The organism is Streptomyces sp. NPDC023838, assembly GCF_040639555.1.
Taxonomy (GTDB): domain Bacteria; phylum Actinomycetota; class Actinomycetes; order Streptomycetales; family Streptomycetaceae; genus Streptomyces.
In genome coordinates, this window is sequence record NZ_JBFAAD010000003.1 from 391520 (window position 1) to 407865 (window position 16346).

The following is a 16346-nucleotide window of genomic DNA, read 5'->3' on the forward strand; positions in this document are numbered from 1 at the left end:
ATCAGCCCGGGGCCTTTGTGCTGGGTGGGTGCGGCGATGTGGCCGAATCCGGGTGCGGGAGGCCGGAGTTGGGGCGTACCGTGCTGGGGGTTCGGGTGGGTGGGCGTGGTGTCGGAGTGCCGCCTGGAGTGGCGTCCCGTTCATCCCTTAATGTGGTGGTTTCTTCGTCCATGCTTGTTGTTGGGGAAGGGACTTGAGCCACTTGATGGACTCGCTGGAGCGCACCGTCGTCCGCTGTGCCGAGGGGCACGTCTTCACCACCGATTCGTTCCCGATGCAGCAGCTCGGGGCCGAGCGGATCGGGCCCGGCCGGCTGCTCCGGTGCCCTCGCTGCGCCCGGCTGCGGCACGCCGTCCCCGTGGTGGGCGGGCAGCGGTAGGGGGTACGCCGTGGCGCGCGCGGGTCTGTCCGATTACGGCAGGCCCGCGCACCCTGCGTATCCTCGGGACGTGCTTCTCTCAGACAAGGACATCCGGGCCGAGATCGACGCGGGTCGCGTCCGTATCGATCCGTACGACGAATCCATGGTCCAGCCATCCAGCATCGACGTGCGGCTCGACCGCTACTTCCGGGTGTTCGAGAATCACCGGTACCCGCACATCGACCCCGCGATCGAGCAGGCGGACCTCACCCGGCTCGTCGAGCCGGACGGCGACGAGCCCTTCATCCTTCACCCGGGTGAATTCGTCCTCGCCTCGACCTACGAGGTCATCTCCCTCCCCGACGACCTCGCCTCCCGCCTGGAGGGCAAGAGCTCGCTCGGGCGCCTCGGGCTGGTCACGCACTCCACGGCCGGCTTCATCGACCCCGGCTTCTCCGGGCACGTCACGCTGGAGCTCTCCAACCTCGCGACCCTCCCGATCAAGCTGTGGCCCGGCATGAAGATCGGGCAGCTGTGCCTGTTCCGGTTGACCTCATCGGCGGAGTCGCCGTACGGCTCGGAGCGGTACGGGTCCCGGTACCAGGGCCAGCGCGGACCGACCGCCTCGCGGTCGTACCTCAATTTCCATCGGACCCAGGTGTGAGCGGCAGCGAGAACATGAGCGACGTACGAGAGAACCTCACCTACGAGAAGTTCGGGGGCGCCATCCGCGACCTCGCGCAGACCATCGCGGACGACGGCTACGAGCCCGACATCGTCGTCTCCATCGCGCGGGGCGGCGTCTTCGTCGCGGGCGGTCTGGCGTACGCGCTCGACTGCAAGAACATCCACCTCGTGAACGTGGAGTTCTACACGGGCGTGGGGACCACCCTGGAAATGCCCGTCATGCTCGCGCCCGTTCCCAACGCGATCGACTTCTCCGGCAAGAAGGTCCTGATCACGGACGACGTCGCCGACACCGGCAAGACGCTCAAGCTCGTCCACGACTTCTGCGTCGACCACGTCGCCGAGGTCCGCAGCGCCGTGATCTACGAGAAGTCGCACTCCCTGGTGAAGTGCGAGTACGTCTGGAAGCGCACCGACGAGTGGATCAACTTCCCGTGGAGCGTCGAGCCGCCCGTCGTACGCCGTGAGGGGCAGGTTCTGGACGCGTAGGACGCGCAAGGAGTACGGGGAGGGGCCCGGGGTTCATGTGAACCCCGGGCCCCTCTCCGTACCCGTACCCGCTAGATCGTGCCCAGTTTGATCAGGCTCAGCAGCGCCACCAGCTGGATCGCGCTCGCGCCCAGCGCCCTCGGCCACGGCAGGTCGTGCGACTTGCTCACCATCGACGTGAACAGCGCGCCCGCCGCCAGCCAGGTCGCCCAGCCGACCACCTGGACCAGGCCGTTGTCGCCGCCCAGGAACAGGGCGAGCAGCAGCCGGGGCGCGTCCGTGAGGGACATGATCAGCATGGAGAGGCCGACGGTCGGCTGCCAGGAGCCGTCGCCGCCGAGCTGGCGCGCCATCGTGTGCGTCACCGCGCCGAGGATCATGCCGCCGAGGACGAAGACCACGCCGGTGGTGAGGACGACCGGCACGGCCTTGCTGAGCGTCGTGTTGATGACGTCCGCGCGGGCCTTGTCGAAGCCGAAGATCGCCAGCAGGCCGTAGAGGAAAGTGATGGTGAGCGCCGGGCCCCACACGGGGTAGTCGCGCATCTGCCAGAACGTCGGGCCCGGCCGCATCACGATGCCGTTGAGCAGTTCCTTCCAGCGCAGCCGGGGGCCGGACGGGGGCGCCGTGGCGGCCCCGGCGCGATAGGTCGCCCCCGCGCCGTACGGGTCCTCGCCGATGCTGAAGGCCTGGGTGTGGCCCGGGTTGTTGGCGTACGGGTCCTGGGCCGGCGCGTACACCTGGGGTATGCCCTGGCCGTATCCGCCGCCGTGCCCGCCGTGCCCGCCCTGGCCGCCGTGACCACCCTGGCCGTACGGATCTCCGAAGTACTCCGGCTCGCCCTGCTGCGCGTACGGCTGGGGCGGCTGCTGCTGCCCGTACCCGTACTGCTGCTGTGCGCGCTGCTGGGAGCCGGGACCGGGCCACTGCTGTCCCTGGCCGTGTGCCTGGCCCTGGCCGTGCCCCTGCCCCTGCTGCGATTGCCGTCGCGGGTTGTTCCGGTCGTCCCGGGCGCCGCGCCCCATCCTGAATCCTGCCACGCTTTCGAACGTACCTGTTCTGACGGGGCGCCAAGCCCGGGGCGGCGGGAAGAGGCCGTGTTTGCGGCTGACCTGTGACATCCCCTAGGGGGACCCGGACCCCGACCCGGACCCCGGCCCGGACCCCGACCCGGACACCGGCCCGGACCCCGGCCTCCGGGTGGTCCGCCCCCAGGTCAGCGGCGCGGCCGGCGCACGTACGCGCAAGCGGCCAGGCACGTACGCGCAAGCGGCCAGGCGCGTACGCGAAAGCGGCCAGTTCCGCCTCGGGGGCAGGACTGGCCGCTTTCGTTTCGGCTGCGGGCCGACGTGGGCCGGTCGCGCTAGGGCGCCACCGTCTCCGTCGCCGCTTCCTCGTCCGCCGCCGGGTCCGCGGGGGTCTTGACCGAGTCGAGGAGCAGCTGCGCCACATCCACGACCTGGACCGACTCCTTCGCCTGGCCGTCGTTCTTCTTGCCGTTGACCGAGTCGGTCAGCATGACCAGGCAGAACGGGCAGGCCGTCGAGACGATGTCGGGGTTGAGGGACAGGGCCTCGTCGACGCGCTCGTTGTTGATGCGCTTGCCGATCCGCTCCTCCATCCACATCCGCGCGCCACCGGCGCCACAGCAGAAGCCGCGCTCCTTGTGGCGGTGCATCTCCTGCTGGCGCAGGCCCGGGACGGCCGACATGATCTCGCGCGGGGGCGTGTACACCTTGTTGTGACGGCCCAGGTAGCACGGGTCGTGGTAGGTGATCAGGCCCTCCACCGGCGTCACCGGGATCAGCTTGCCCTCGTCGATGAGGTGCTGGAGCAGCTGGGTGTGGTGGATGACCTCGTACTCGCCGCCGAGCTGCGGGTACTCGTTGGCGATCGTGTTGAAGCAGTGCGGGCAGGTCGCGACGATCTTCTTCGCCGACTTCGGCTTCTTGGTCTCGGGGGACTCGTCGTCCTCACCGAATGCCATGTTCAGCATCGCCACGTTCTCCTGGCCGAGCTGCTGGAACAGCGGCTCGTTGCCCAGGCGGCGCGGGGAGTCGCCGGTGCACTTCTCGTCGCCGCCCATGATCGCGAACTTGACGCCCGCCATGTGCAGCAGCTCCGCGAAGGCCTTGGTGGTCTTCTTGGCGCGGTCCTCCAGGGCGCCCGCGCAGCCGACCCAGTACAGGTAGTCGACCTCGGACAGGTCCTCGACGTCCTTGCCGACGATCGGGACCTCGAAGTCGACCTCCTTGGTCCACTCGACGCGCTGCTTCTTGGCCAGCCCCCAGGGGTTGCCCTTCTTCTCCAGGTTCTTGAGCATCGTGCCCGCCTCGGACGGGAACGCGCTCTCGATCATCACCTGGTAGCGGCGCATGTCGACGATGTGGTCGATGTGCTCGATGTCGACCGGGCACTGCTCGACACAGGCGCCGCAGGTGGTGCAGGACCACAGGACGTCCGGGTCGATGACGCCGTTCTCCTCGACCGTGCCGATCAGCGGGCGCTCGGCCTCGGCGATCGCCGACGCGGGGACGTCCTTCAGCTGCTCGGGCGTCGCCTTCTCGTTGCCCTCCATGTCCTTGCCGCCGCCCGCGAGCAGGTACGGCGCCTTGGCGTGCGCGTGGTCGCGCAGCGACATGATCAGGAGCTTCGGGGAGAGCGGCTTGCCCGTGTTCCAGGCCGGGCACTGCGACTGGCAGCGTCCGCACTCCGTACACGTGGAGAAGTCGAGGATGCCCTTCCAGGAGAAGTGCTCGATCTGGGAGACGCCGTAGACGTCGTCGTCGCCCGGCTCCTCGAAGTCGATCGGCTTGCCGCCGGAGGTCATCGGCTGGAGCGCGCCGAGGGCGACGTCACCGTCCGCCTCGCGCTTGAACCAGATGTTGGGGAAGCCGAGGAAGCGGTGCCAGGCCACGCCCATGTCGGTCTTGAGGGAGACCGTGATCATCCAGATGAACGAGGCCGCGATCTTGAGGCCCGCCACCGCGTAGGTGAGGTTCTGGATGGCGGTCAGGCTCAGGCCCTTGAGGGCCAGGATCAGCGGGTACGAGGCGAAGAACCCGGGCTCGTAGCTGTCCACGTGGTGCTGGACGCCCTCCAGGGCGCGCAGCGTCATGATGCAGACGCCGACGACGAGGATGATCGTCTCGACGAAGTACGCCTGGCCGGTGTTGGAGCCCGCGAACCGGGACTTGCGGCCCGGCTTGTCGGCCTTGCTCAGCTGGCGGACGGTGATCAGCGTGAGGATGCCGAGCGTCGTCATCAGGCCGAGGAACTCGACGAAGATCTCGTACGGCAGCCAGTCGCCGATGACGGGGATCAGCCAGTCGGCCTGGAAGAGCTGGCCGATGGCGTTCACGATCGTCAGCAGCAGCGAGAAGAAGCCCACCGCCACGAACCAGTGCGCGACGCCGACGATGCCCCAGCGGTTCATCCGGGTGTGGCCGAGGAACTCCTTGACCACGGTCACGGTGCGCTGCACGGGTTCGTCGGTCCGGGTGCCCGCGGGCACCGGCTGGCCGAGCCGTACGAATCGGTAGATCTGCCAGATGGCGCGGCCGAACAGCGCTACGCCGACCGCGATTAGGACCAGCGACACAATGATCGCGGCGAGTTGCATGTGGGGGCTCCTCGGGCCTGCCAGGGATTACTAAGCAGTAACTTATCGAGCTCGTCTGAGCGTACCCATTTATGCGGCGGCGCTGTAGCCGCGCACGCGGTGATCTGTGTCGCTCAGGCGGCCCTCAGTGAGGGGGTCGACGACGAATCGCCGACCGGGTCGGGGGCCAGTTCCGGGATCAGGGGATCAGTACGCGGGACCAGTTCGGGATCAGTACGGGGACCAGTTCGGGATCAGTACGGGGACCAGTGTCGGTCAGGGTTTCGGCACTTTTGAAATGGCCATCGTGTTATTCAGCCCATACACGGACATAACAATCTAACTTGGTTCGCATGATCTCCGGGCTCATGGCCGCCGTCGCCGCCCTGCTGTGCACCGCCCTGCTGGCCGCGGTGGTCCGCGCGGCCGTCCTGCGCGCCGGGGCCCGGGGCCGGGGCGCCCGCGCCGCCCGCACCCCGCACCTGGGCGGGATCGCGGTCGCGGTGGGCACGCTCGGCGCCGTCGGGGCCGGGCCGGTGCTCGGGCTCGCCGCCCTCGGGGACGGAGTGGGGCCGCTGATCGGCGCCGCCGGTGCCGTGGCGCTGCTCGGGCTCGCCGCCGACCTGTGGCCGCTCGGGGCCCGCGTCAGGATCGGGGTGCAGACCGCCGCCGCCACCGTGGTGGTCGCCCTGGCCTCGGGGCTCTCGCCGGGCCCGGGCGCGCTGGCCGTGCTGTGGATCGTCCTCGTCACCAACGCCTTCAGCCTGCTGGACGCCTCCGACGGGGCGATGGGGACGGTGGCCGCGGTGACCGCGCTCGGCCTCGCCGTCTGCGCCATCGCGGACAGGCTGCCGGGACTCGCCCTGCTGCTCAGCGTGCTGGCCGCGTCCCTCACCGGCTTCCTGGTGCACAACTGGCACCCCGCGCGGATCGTCCTCGGCCACGGCGGCTCGCTCTTCACCGGGTTCCTGCTCGCGTCGGCCACCGTGCTCGTCCACACCGAGGCCGGCCCGGCGCGGGCCGGCGCCTCGCTGTTCGCCCTGACCGCCGTGGTGCTGGCCGACGCGGTGCTGGTCCTGGTGTCGCGGCGGCGCGCCGGGCGGCCGCTGTCCGAGGGCGGAGCCGACCACATCGCGCACCGGCTGCGCCGCAGCGGGCTGACCGTGCAGGGCACGGCGGTGGTCCTCGGGATCGCCACGGCCGCCGGGACGGTCACCGCGCTGCTCGTCCACGACGGCAGCCTCGCCCCGCCCGCCGTGCTGCCGCTGGTGCTGGGCACGGCGGTCGCGGTGGTGGCCCTGCTGAGGGTGCCGGTCTACGGCGACGAGGCCCTGCGTACCGAACAGGCCCCCGAGGCCGCCGCCCGCGAAGGAGCACCGGCGTGAGCATCGACGTGAAGGACCGCGCGCGCACCGCCCTGCGCCGCCTCGCCCGCCCCCTCGGCCCGCCGCGCGACCCGGCGGCGGACGAGGGCTCGCGCCTGGTGCGGCTGCTGCGGCGGTACGAGATCGACCTCGTCCTCGACGTGGGGGCGTACTCCGGCGCGTACGGCACGATGCTGCGCCGCTGTGGCTACGAGGGCCGGATCGTCTCCTTCGAGCCGCTGCGCGAGCCGCGCGCCGAGCTGCGGCTGCGGGCCGCGGAGGACCCGTTCTGGTCGGTCCTGCCGTACGCGCTCGGCGACCGCACCGGTCCGCTCACCCTGAACATCGCGGGCGACGCGGGGCTGAGCACGTCGGCGCTGCCCACGCTGCCCCGCCACCGCGCCGCCGCGCCGCACGCCGCGTACACCGGCACGCGCAGCGTCGAGGCGCACCGGCTCGACGCGCTGTGGGAGGGCGTCACGGCCCCCGGCGAGCGGGTCTTCGTACGGCTGGCGGTGCAGGGGTACGAGCACCAGGTGCTGCGGGGCGCGGGCGCGTACGCCGACGAGATCGTCGGGCTTCAGGCCGGGGCCGCGCTGGTGCCGCTGTACGAGGGCGGGGCGGGCTTCGACGACACGCTCGCGTTCGCGCGGGAGGAACTCGGGCTGACCCTGATGTCGGTACGGCCGGGCCTCGCGGACCCACGGGACGGCCGCCTGCTCCAGTGCGAGCTGGTACTGCTCCGCGAGGACGCCCCGACCCCGGCCGAACAGTTCCCCGCACAGGCGACGCCCACGCCTTGACGCGCTTTCACCTGCGACCCGGTGGGGGGGGCTGGCCGCGCCCACGCGGCGGAGCCGCAAATGTCACAGCCCCGCGCCCCTATAGGCGCCCCTGCGGCGACCCCGACGGACCAGGTCCCGCGCAGGCGGCGCCCACGGCCTGACGCGTTTTCGTCTGCGGCCCGGTGGGGGCTGATCGCGCAGTTCCCCGCGCCCCTAAAGGCGCCCCTGCGGGGCGATCCTCGCGGCGACCCCGACGGACCAGGTCCCTGCGCGGGCGGCGCCCGCCGGCTGACGCGTTTTCGACTGCGGCCCGGTGGGGGTTGCTCGCGCAGTTCCCCGCGCCCCTATAGGCGCCCCTCCGGGGCGATCGCACGCCCCGCGGGTGAAGGATCGCCCCGCAGGGGCGTACTGAAGGGGCGCGGGGAACTGCGCGACCAGCCCCCACCGACCTGCAGGCAGAGGCCGGGCCAACGGAGGCGCGGGGAACTGCGCGAGCAACCCCCACCGGCCCGCAGGCAAAGGCCGGGCCAACAGGGGGCGCGGGGAACTGCGCGATCAGCCCCCCACCTGCGCCCGAAGACACCGCGCCCGCAGGCGACTGCGGATAAGGCCGATATAAAAGTTGAGCCGAGGCGACTCAGCTCTGTTGACCGCTCGGGACGAGTCATGCATCCTTGAGTCAGTTCCACTCAAGATGGTCAGTTGTTGGAGGAATCAAAATGGCACGTGCGGTCGGCATCGACCTGGGCACGACTAACTCCGTCGTCAGCGTTCTCGAAGGCGGCGAGCCCACCGTCATCACCAACGCCGAAGGCGCCAGGACCACGCCGTCCGTCGTCGCCTTCGCCAAGAACGGCGAGGTCCTCGTCGGTGAGGTCGCCAAGCGGCAGGCCGTCACCAACGTCGACCGGACCATCCGCTCGGTCAAGCGCCACATGGGCACCGACTGGAAGATCGACCTCGACGGCAAGACCTTCAACCCGCAGCAGATGAGCGCCTTCATCCTGCAGAAGCTGAAGCGCGACGCCGAGGCGTACCTGGGCGAGAAGGTGACCGACGCGGTCATCACCGTCCCGGCGTACTTCAACGACTCCGAGCGTCAGGCGACGAAGGAGGCCGGTGAGATCGCGGGCCTCAACGTCCTGCGCATCGTCAACGAGCCGACCGCGGCCGCCCTGGCGTACGGCCTCGACAAGGACGACCAGACCATCCTCGTCTTCGACCTCGGCGGCGGCACCTTCGACGTGTCGCTCCTGGAGATCGGTGACGGCGTCGTCGAGGTGAAGGCCACCAACGGTGACAACCACCTCGGTGGTGACGACTGGGACCAGCGCGTCGTCGACTACCTGGTGAAGCAGTTCCACTCCGGCCACGGCGTGGACCTCTCCAAGGACAAGATGGCGCTCCAGCGCCTGCGCGAGGCCGCCGAGAAGGCGAAGATCGAGCTGTCCTCGTCCACCGAGACCTCGATCAACCTGCCGTACATCACGGCCTCGGCCGAGGGCCCGCTGCACCTGGACGAGAAGCTGACGCGCGCTCAGTTCCAGCAGCTGACCGCCGACCTGCTCGAGCGCTGCAAGCACCCGTTCCACAACGTCATCAAGGACGCGGGCATCCAGCTCTCCGAGATCGACCACGTCGTTCTCGTCGGTGGCTCCACCCGTATGCCCGCCGTCGCCGAGCTCGTGCGCGAGCTGACCGGCGGCAAGGACGCCAACAAGGGCGTCAACCCGGACGAGGTCGTCGCCATCGGCGCCGCCCTGCAGGCCGGTGTCCTCAAGGGTGAGGTCAAGGACGTCCTGCTCCTCGACGTGACCCCGCTGTCCCTCGGCATCGAGACCAAGGGCGGCATCATGACCAAGCTCATCGAGCGGAACACGACGATCCCGACCAAGCGGTCGGAGATCTTCACCACCGCCGAGGACAACCAGCCCTCCGTGCAGATCCAGGTCTACCAGGGCGAGCGCGAGATCGCGGCGTACAACAAGAAGCTCGGCATGTTCGAGCTGACGGGTCTGCCGCCGGCCCCGCGCGGCGTCCCGCAGATCGAGGTCGCCTTCGACATCGACGCCAACGGCATCATGCACGTGACCGCGAAGGACCTGGGCACGGGCAAGGAGCAGAAGATGACCGTCACCGGCGGCTCCTCGCTGCCGAAGGACGAGGTCAACCGCATGCGCGAGGAGGCCGAGCAGTACGCGGAGGAGGACCACCGCCGCCGCGAGGCCGCCGAGTCCCGCAACCAGGGCGAGCAGCTCGTCTACCAGACGGAGAAGTTCCTCAAGGACAACGAGGACAAGGTCCCGGGTGAGGTCAAGACCGAGGTCGAGGCCGCCGTCGGCGAGCTGAAGGAGAAGCTCAAGGGCGAGGACACCGCGGAGATCCGCACCGCGACCGAGAAGCTCGCGGCCGTCTCGCAGAAGCTCGGCCAGGCGATGTACGCCGACGCCCAGGCCGCCCAGGGTGCCGCCGGCGCCGAGGGCGCCGAGGCCCCCAAGGCCGAGGACGACGTCGTCGACGCCGAGATCGTCGACGACGAGAAGCCGGGCGACGCGAAGGGTGGCGCGGCCTGATGTCTGAGGAGACCCCGGGCTTCGAGGAGAAGCCCGACGTCCCCTCCGGCGCACAGGAAGACGCCGAGCCGAAGGCCGCCGACTCCGCCAAGGAGGAGAAGGCGGCCCCGGCCGGGGACGCAGCCAAGGAGATCGCCCTGCAGGCCCAGCTGGACCAGGCCCAGACGGCGCTCGGTGAGCGCACGACGGACCTCCAGCGCCTCCAGGCGGAGTACCAGAACTACCGCCGCCGCGTGGAGCGGGACCGCGTCACGGTCAAGGAGATCGCCGTCGCCGGCCTCCTGACCGAGCTGCTGCCCGTGCTCGACGACATCGGCCGGGCGCGCGAGCACGGTGAGCTGACCGGCGGCTTCAAGTCGGTGGCCGAATCTCTGGAGACGGTCGCCGCGAAGATGGGCCTGCAGCAGTTCGGCAAGGAGGGCGAGCCCTTCGACCCGACGGTGCACGAGGCCCTGATGCACAGTTACGCGCCGGACGTCACCGAGACGACGTGCGTCGCGATCCTCCAGCCCGGGTACCGGATCGGCGAGCGCACGATCCGCCCCGCCCGGGTCGCCGTCGCCGAGCCCCAGCCGGGCGCGGCCAAGGAGGGCAAGGAAGGCAAGGCCGACGAGGAGAGCGGTGGCCCGGAGAAGGGCTGACGCAGCGGTCATGGATGAAGTGATAGTCCGGAAGGAGGGACGTCGATGAGCACGAAGGACTTCGTCGAGAAGGACTACTACAAGGTTCTCGGCGTCCCCAAGGACGCCACCGAGGCCGAGATCAAGAAGGCGTACCGCAAGCTGGCCCGGGAGTACCACCCGGACGCCAACAAGGGCGACGTCAAGGCGGAGGAGCGCTTCAAGGAGATCTCCGAGGCCAACGACATCCTCGGCGACCCGAAGAAGCGCAAGGAGTACGACGAGGCACGCGCCCTCTTCGGCAACGGGGGCTTCCGGGCCGGTCCCGGCGCCGGCGGCGGCAGCTTCAACTTCGACCTGGGCGACCTCTTCGGGGGCGCCCAGGGCGGGGCGGGCGCCGGCGGCGGCGGCTTCGGCGGCGGCCTGGGCGACGTGTTCGGCGGCCTCTTCAACCGGGGCGGCGCGGGCACCGGCACCCGGACCCAGCCGCGCCGCGGCCAGGACCTGGAGTCCGAGGTGACGCTCAGCTTCACCGAGGCGGTCGACGGGGCCACGGTCCCGATCCGGCTCTCCAGCCAGGCTCCCTGCAAGGCCTGTTCGGGCACCGGCGACAAAAACGGTACGCCTCGGGTGTGCCCGACGTGCGTCGGCACCGGCCAGGTCTCGCGCGGCACCGGCGGCGGCTTCTCGCTGACCGACCCGTGCGTGGACTGCAAGGGCCGGGGCCTGATCGCCCAGGACCCTTGCGACGTCTGCAAGGGCAGCGGCCGCGCCAAGTCGTCGAGGACCATGCAGGTCAGGATCCCGGCGGGCGTCTTCGACGGCCAGCGGATCCGGCTGCGCGGCAAGGGCGCGGCGGGCGAGCGCGGGGGACCGGCGGGCGACCTCTATGTGGTCGTGCACGTCGACAGCCACCCGGTGTTCGGCCGCAGGGACGACAACCTCACGGTCACCGTGCCCGTCACCTTTGTGGAGGCGGCGCTCGGCGGCGAGGTGAAGGTGCCCACCCTCGGCGGGCCCCCGGTCACCCTGAAGCTCCCCGCGGGCACGCCCAACGGCCGTACGATGCGGGCCCGGGGCAAGGGCGCGCTCCGCAAGGACGGCTCGCGCGGCGACCTCCTGGTCACCGTGGAGGTCATGGTGCCCAAGGACCTCGACGACAAGGCGCGCGAGGCCCTGGAGGCGTACCGCGAGGCGACCGCGGAGCACGACCCGCGGGCAGAACTGTTCCAGGCCGCGAAGGGAGCATGAGATGGACGGCCGACGACGCAACCCGTACGAACTGACCGAAGAATCGCCGGTGTACGTCATCTCGGTCGCCGCTCAGCTCTCCGGTCTGCACCCGCAGACCCTCCGTCAGTACGACCGCCTCGGCCTGGTCTCGCCCGACCGCACGGCCGGGCGCGGCCGGCGCTACTCGGCCCGCGACATCGAACTGCTCCGTACGGTGCAGCAGTTGTCGCAGGACGAGGGCATCAACCTGGCCGGCATCAAGCGCATCATCGAGCTGGAGAACCAGGTGGCCGCGCTCCAGCAGCGCGTCGCCGAGCTCTCGGCGGCGGTGGACGGGGCGGCGGCCGCGATGCGGCAGCGCGAGGCCCAGGTCCACGCGTCGTACCGGCGCGACCTGGTCCCGTACCAGGACGTGCAGCAGACCAGCGCGCTGGTGGTGTGGCGGCCCAAGCGGCCAAAGGACTAAGGCCTCAGGCCCTGGCAGGCCCTGGCAGGCCCTGGCAGGCCTGGCAGGTCCTGGCAGGTCCTGGCAGCCCTGGCGCACGCGCAAAAGGGCCCGCAGCCCCTCACGGGGGCCGCGGGCCCTTTCGCATGCGCGCACGCGGGGGAGGCGGGAGAGGCGGCCAGGGGCGCCGCCGGGAACTCTCGTGATCCGTAATGGAGTTGAGAGCACGGGCGGTCTGCTCGGGGGCTGCGCAGCCGATACAGTCGGTGTCACCTCTTCGGGTGAGGCAGGGGAAAAGTGACCGTGAACGTGGACGAGGGCGAACGGCTCGCGGAGCGGTTCGAGGCCAACCGCACCCACCTGCGGGCCGTCGCCTACCGGATACTCGGCTCGCTGAGCGAGGCGGACGACGCCGTTCAGGAGGCGTGGCTCCGGCTCAGCCGTACCGATGCGAGCGGCGTGAAGAACCTCGGCGGCTGGCTGACCACCGTCGTCGGACGGGTCTGCCTGGACATGCTGCGCTCGCGCGACTCGCGCCGCGAGCTGCTGTACGACGAACCCGTGCCGGTCCACGCGCGCGGGCACGAGGAGCCGGGCGACCCCGAGCACGAGGTGCTGCTGGTGGACTCGGTGGGCCTGGCCATGCTGGTCGTCCTGAACACGCTGGCGCCCGCCGAGCGGATCGCGTTCGTGCTGCACGACATGTTCATGGTGCCGTTCGACGAGATAGCCGCCGTGGTGGGCCGCTCGACGGTGGCCACCCGGCAGCTGGCGAGCCGGGCGCGGCGCCGGGTGCAGGAGTCGGCTCCGGTGCCGGACGCGGACCTGGCCCGCCAGAAGGAGGTCGTGGACGCCTTCCTCGCCGCCTCGCGCGGGGGCGACTTCGACGCGCTGCTCGAACTGCTCGACCCCGATGTGGTGGTCCGGGCCGACCGCGCGACCGTGGCGGTCGGCGCGATGGGCGAGGTGCGGGGTGCCCTTGCGGTGGCCGGCACGTTCAAGGGGCGTGCCCATACCGCTCAACTGGCGTTGGTGGAGGGCGCGGTGGGTGCCGTGTGGGCCCCGGCCGGGTGCCTCAAGGTCGTCATCGGGTTCACCCTGGTGGACGGCAGGATCACCGAGATCACGCTACGGGCGGACCCGGAGAGGCTACGGCGGCTGGATTTGGCGGTACTGGCGGCGTAGGCCCGGGCCCGGTGTTTGTCTGCGGGCCGGTGGTGGGCTGGTCGCGCAGTTCCCCGCGCCCCTGAGAATGCCGCTGCGCGGCAATCCCCTGGGCGCCCCGGAGGGGCGTTTCCAGGGGCGCGGGGCTATGACATGTGCGGCTCCGCCGCGATGGGGGTCCCCCCTGTTCGAGCGAAGCCGAGAACTTGGGGGAGCGACCAGCTCGGGACGGCCCGCAGCCAAAGGCACCGCCCTCAGTTCAGCAGATCCGCCACGATCTCCGTCGCCGTCATCCACATCGGCTGAGCCCCCGTACCGAACGCCGCGGCCAGCGCGTACCCGACGCTCACGTCCAGCGCCAGCACCTTCGCGTTCTCGCGCCACGACGCGTCCACGCGGCCGTCCCCGTCGCACATGAGCGTTCCGAGGCGGCGGCCGTCCCGCAACAGACGGCTGCCCGCGAACGAGTCGGGAACGAGCCGGTAGCGGACGCCGTCGCAGACCGCGTCGACCCGGTAGGACCGCCTCGTGATGCGTCCCTTGGCCAGAGCGAGCGCGGCCGGTTCGCCGTCGACGGTGAGCGCGAGCCGGTCGGCGGCGCGGGTCCCCACGGGCGTGTGGGCGTCCGCCTCGCCGCCGGTGCGGCGCAGCTCGACGCGGGGGAGCCCGTCGCCGGAGACCGTGACGGCACCGGCGACGGGATCGAACTCCACGAGCGGCTCTCCGGGCTCGTGGGTGGGAAGCGCGTTCAGTTGTCCTGCTCCAGAATTCCGGACTGGGCGATGAGATAGCCGAGCTGGGCCCGGCTGCCGCTGCCGAGGGCGGCGTTGAGCTTGGCGATGTGCGCGCGGCAGGTACGGACGTTCATCCCGAGCCGCCGTGCGATCGAGTCGTCCACGTGGCCCTCGACCAGCAGCTTGGCTATCGAGCGCTGGACGCCCGTGATGCCCTCCGCCTTCTGGGCGTACGGGACTTCCTCCTCCCACGGCACCGCGTGCAGCCAGAACTGGTCGAAGACGCCGACCAGATACTGCACCAGCCCCTCGTGCCGCAGTTCCAGCGCGACCCGGCGGTCGCTGCGCGCGGGGATGAAGGCGACCCGGCGGTCCACGATGATCAGCCGGTCGATGATCTCTTCCAGCGTGCGCACCTCAAGCCCGTACGGCGCGATGCGCTCCACGTATCCGATCGTGGCGGAGTGGTGGCGGGAGGTGTGCTGATAGAGGGTGCGCATGTCGACGCCCCGGTCGAGCAGCGGCTGGACCCGGCGCAGGCCCGACTCCAGGGTCTCGGGTCTGCGCCCGCTGCCGGGCTGGATGGTGAGCAGCTCCTTGGTGCACTCGTCGATGACGCGGTCCAGCGTCGCGTTGATGAGTTCGAGCCCCTCAAGGACCGTGATCGCGTGGGTGCTTGCCGCGTCTTCGCTGGTGATGGCCATGAATGGCTCGAAAGTGCTGGCCAGCGACATCGACAGCTTCCTGCGCTCCTGGATCTCGCGCTCCAGCGGCTGCACGAGCTGGTTCAGGACGACGGAGGGAGGGACCGGCCGCAGCTGTTCCGCGTCCTCCGCGTCGGGCCGCAGCAGCGCGAGATCGATGAGACAGGGAGCGGCCTGGGCTTCCGTGCGAGTTATTCCGCCGGTACGCAACGCGGTGGCGTAGAGGGTCTTGCCCATCTCGCACAGGTCTGTAGGGCCATGACTATGTCCGAAGTGCCCCTGATACAACCGGATTACACCCCCCTCATACTCCTGAATTACAGGAACATGATGCCTGGCCTCGCTGGTGGAAGCGCTCAGAGTGAGCCATCGTCTTATGCGCGGGGGGAGGGAATGATCATAAAGAGGTGGAGATCGGCCATGAGCAGGATGGTTCGAGCACTCAGCGCTATAGCCGTTGTCACGGCTGCTCTTTGCGCTCTCGCCGCGAATGGGGAACCCACGTGGGAGAGCAAGCCGTCCCACGGAACCGTCGCGGCTCCGGGAGAGCCCACCTGGGAGCACAAGCCGGTGACGCGGGTCCTGGCGGCTCCGGTGGAGCCCACCTGGGAGGTCGCGCCCGCGGGTGTCGGCGCATGAGCCTCCCGCCGGACGACCGGGTCTTCCGGCGCGAGATGGCCACGGCCTACCGCTCGGGGTGGCACTTCATCGACCTCGTCACGGCGATTCCGCACCGTGGCGATTCGTTGATGGTCACCCTGTTCGGCGAGCCGATCCTGGTCGCTCGCGAGGACGACGAGGACGTCCGTGCCTACCGGTGCCTCCGCCGGCCACGAGGGGCGCCGCAGCCGATTCGCTGTGCCGTGAGGTACGGCATGGTGTTCGTCAATCTGGACCAGCGTGACCACCAACTGTTCGACCCCGAGTCATCTACCGCCACCCCCCGCAGCGCCTGAAGCGATTCCCCCGTCGTTGTAAATCGCTCAGGCGCTTCCCCCACACAGCGGCGCCATCGTGGACCTGAACACGGTGGCGCCGCTGTGCTGTCCGCGTACGGCCGAGGGCCGGGGCCCGCTCAGCCCTTCCCCAGCGCCCGCTCCAGGACGATCTCGATCAGCACCCGGTCCGGGTTCTCGCGCGGCACCCGTCCGTACCGCTCGGCGTACCGCGCCACCGCCTCGGCGACCGGCCCCGGCTCCGTACGCACGTACGCGCGTCCCTCAAGCGTGGCCCAGCGGCGCCCGTCCACCTGGCAGACCGCGACGCGCGCCCCGTCCGGCCCGGCGGCCAGCACGTTCCTGACCTTCTTGCTCGCCTTGTCGGCGATCACCCGGGCGACCCCGGCCTCCGGGTCGTACGTGACGCCCACCGGCACCAGGTGCGGGCTGCCGTCCGGGCGCGGGGTCGTCAGCGTGCACAGGTGCCGCTCCCGCCAGAAGCTGAGGTAGGCCTCGTCGGGCTGACGGGGGTCCAGAGGGGTACGGGTGCGGGTGGCCGGGACGGCGGCCGTCTCCGTGGTCGTGGTCATGGGCCGAAACCTACGCCGAACCCGTTCCCCACACCTTGAGCGGAATAGGCTCAACTTT

At 70.5% G+C, this 16346-nt stretch carries 15 protein-coding genes and 1 pseudogene; 11 read left to right on the forward strand and 5 right to left on the reverse strand.

What is annotated here, in order from left to right; all coding sequences use genetic code 11:
* Window positions 1-193 precede the first annotated feature (193 nt).
* The 3 genes from AB0G17_RS06085 to AB0G17_RS06095 all read left to right on the forward strand — a co-directional run bounded on the left by AB0G17_RS06085 (window position 194) and on the right by AB0G17_RS06095 (window position 1537).
* The gene (locus tag AB0G17_RS06085; protein ID WP_361376315.1) at window positions 194-379 is read left to right on the forward strand and encodes a hypothetical protein; all 186 of its coding nucleotides are present in this window, start codon (window positions 194-196) and stop codon (window positions 377-379) included.
* Between the two features lie 70 nt (window positions 380-449).
* Window positions 450-1025 (forward strand): dCTP deaminase, encoded by a 576-nt coding sequence (gene dcd / locus AB0G17_RS06090; protein WP_266981245.1) that lies wholly within the window; start codon window positions 450-452, stop codon window positions 1023-1025.
* A 14-nt stretch (window positions 1026-1039) separates the two neighbouring features.
* The gene (locus tag AB0G17_RS06095; protein WP_101392481.1) at window positions 1040-1537 is read left to right on the forward strand and encodes a phosphoribosyltransferase; all 498 of its coding nucleotides are present in this window, start codon (window positions 1040-1042) and stop codon (window positions 1535-1537) included.
* Between the two features lie 71 nt (window positions 1538-1608).
* Here AB0G17_RS06095 and AB0G17_RS06100 read toward each other — a convergent pair whose 3' ends face one another.
* Together AB0G17_RS06100 and AB0G17_RS06105 are read right to left on the reverse strand one after the other, a co-directional pair.
* Window positions 1609-2577, reverse strand: coding sequence for a Yip1 family protein (locus AB0G17_RS06100; RefSeq protein WP_361376169.1), 969 nt, complete (start codon window positions 2575-2577; stop codon window positions 1609-1611).
* Window positions 2578-2900: 323 nt separating this feature from the next.
* Window positions 2901-5159, reverse strand: a complete 2259-nt coding sequence (locus tag AB0G17_RS06105; protein ID WP_361376171.1) for a (Fe-S)-binding protein — start codon at window positions 5157-5159, stop codon at window positions 2901-2903.
* Between the two features lie 332 nt (window positions 5160-5491).
* On the opposite strand from AB0G17_RS06105, the gene AB0G17_RS06110 reads away from it, so the two are divergent.
* The 7 genes and pseudogenes from AB0G17_RS06110 to AB0G17_RS06140 all read left to right on the forward strand — a co-directional run bounded on the left by AB0G17_RS06110 (window position 5492) and on the right by AB0G17_RS06140 (window position 13408).
* The gene (locus AB0G17_RS06110; RefSeq protein WP_361376174.1) at window positions 5492-6523 is read left to right on the forward strand and encodes an MraY family glycosyltransferase; all 1032 of its coding nucleotides are present in this window, start codon (window positions 5492-5494) and stop codon (window positions 6521-6523) included.
* A complete protein-coding gene (locus AB0G17_RS06115) occupies window positions 6520-7305 on the forward strand; it encodes an FkbM family methyltransferase (protein WP_361376177.1) in 786 nt (261 codons plus the stop codon). Before AB0G17_RS06110 ends, AB0G17_RS06115 begins: the two co-directional genes overlap by 4 nt.
* 701 nt (window positions 7306-8006) lie before the next feature.
* A complete protein-coding gene (gene dnaK / locus AB0G17_RS06120) occupies window positions 8007-9860 on the forward strand; it encodes a molecular chaperone DnaK (RefSeq protein ID WP_361376180.1) in 1854 nt (617 codons plus the stop codon).
* A complete protein-coding gene (gene grpE / locus AB0G17_RS06125) occupies window positions 9860-10501 on the forward strand; it encodes a nucleotide exchange factor GrpE (RefSeq protein WP_361376183.1) in 642 nt (213 codons plus the stop codon). Before dnaK ends, grpE begins: the two co-directional genes overlap by 1 nt.
* Window positions 10502-10546: 45 nt before the next feature.
* Window positions 10547-11731: a molecular chaperone DnaJ gene (dnaJ, locus tag AB0G17_RS06130; protein WP_361376186.1), complete on the forward strand. Its 1185-nt coding sequence runs from the start codon at window positions 10547-10549 to the stop codon at window positions 11729-11731.
* Between the two features lies 1 nt (window position 11732).
* Entirely contained in the window at window positions 11733-12179 is a 447-nt protein-coding gene (locus tag AB0G17_RS06135) for a helix-turn-helix domain-containing protein (RefSeq protein ID WP_361376189.1), read from the forward strand.
* Window positions 12180-12467: 288 nt separating this feature from the next.
* Window positions 12468-13408, forward strand: a pseudogene (locus tag AB0G17_RS06140) (sigma-70 family RNA polymerase sigma factor).
* A gap of 168 nt (window positions 13409-13576) precedes the next feature.
* On the opposite strand, the gene AB0G17_RS06145 reads toward AB0G17_RS06140, so the two are convergent.
* Both AB0G17_RS06145 and AB0G17_RS06150 read right to left on the reverse strand, forming a co-directional pair.
* Window positions 13577-14035, reverse strand: a complete 459-nt coding sequence (locus tag AB0G17_RS06145) for a hypothetical protein (protein WP_361376192.1) — start codon at window positions 14033-14035, stop codon at window positions 13577-13579.
* Window positions 14036-14070: 35 nt separating this feature from the next.
* Window positions 14071-14997: a helix-turn-helix transcriptional regulator gene (locus AB0G17_RS06150; protein WP_361376195.1), complete on the reverse strand. Its 927-nt coding sequence runs from the start codon at window positions 14995-14997 to the stop codon at window positions 14071-14073.
* A 398-nt stretch (window positions 14998-15395) separates the two neighbouring features.
* Between AB0G17_RS06150 and AB0G17_RS06155 the strand changes: the two genes are divergently transcribed.
* Window positions 15396-15716: a (2Fe-2S)-binding protein gene (locus AB0G17_RS06155; RefSeq protein ID WP_283142738.1), complete on the forward strand. Its 321-nt coding sequence runs from the start codon at window positions 15396-15398 to the stop codon at window positions 15714-15716.
* A gap of 119 nt (window positions 15717-15835) precedes the next feature.
* Here the strand turns inward: AB0G17_RS06155 and AB0G17_RS06160 are convergent, their stop codons facing one another.
* Entirely contained in the window at window positions 15836-16288 is a 453-nt protein-coding gene (locus tag AB0G17_RS06160) for a TIGR03618 family F420-dependent PPOX class oxidoreductase (protein WP_361376198.1), read from the reverse strand.
* Window positions 16289-16346: the final 58 nt, after the last annotated feature.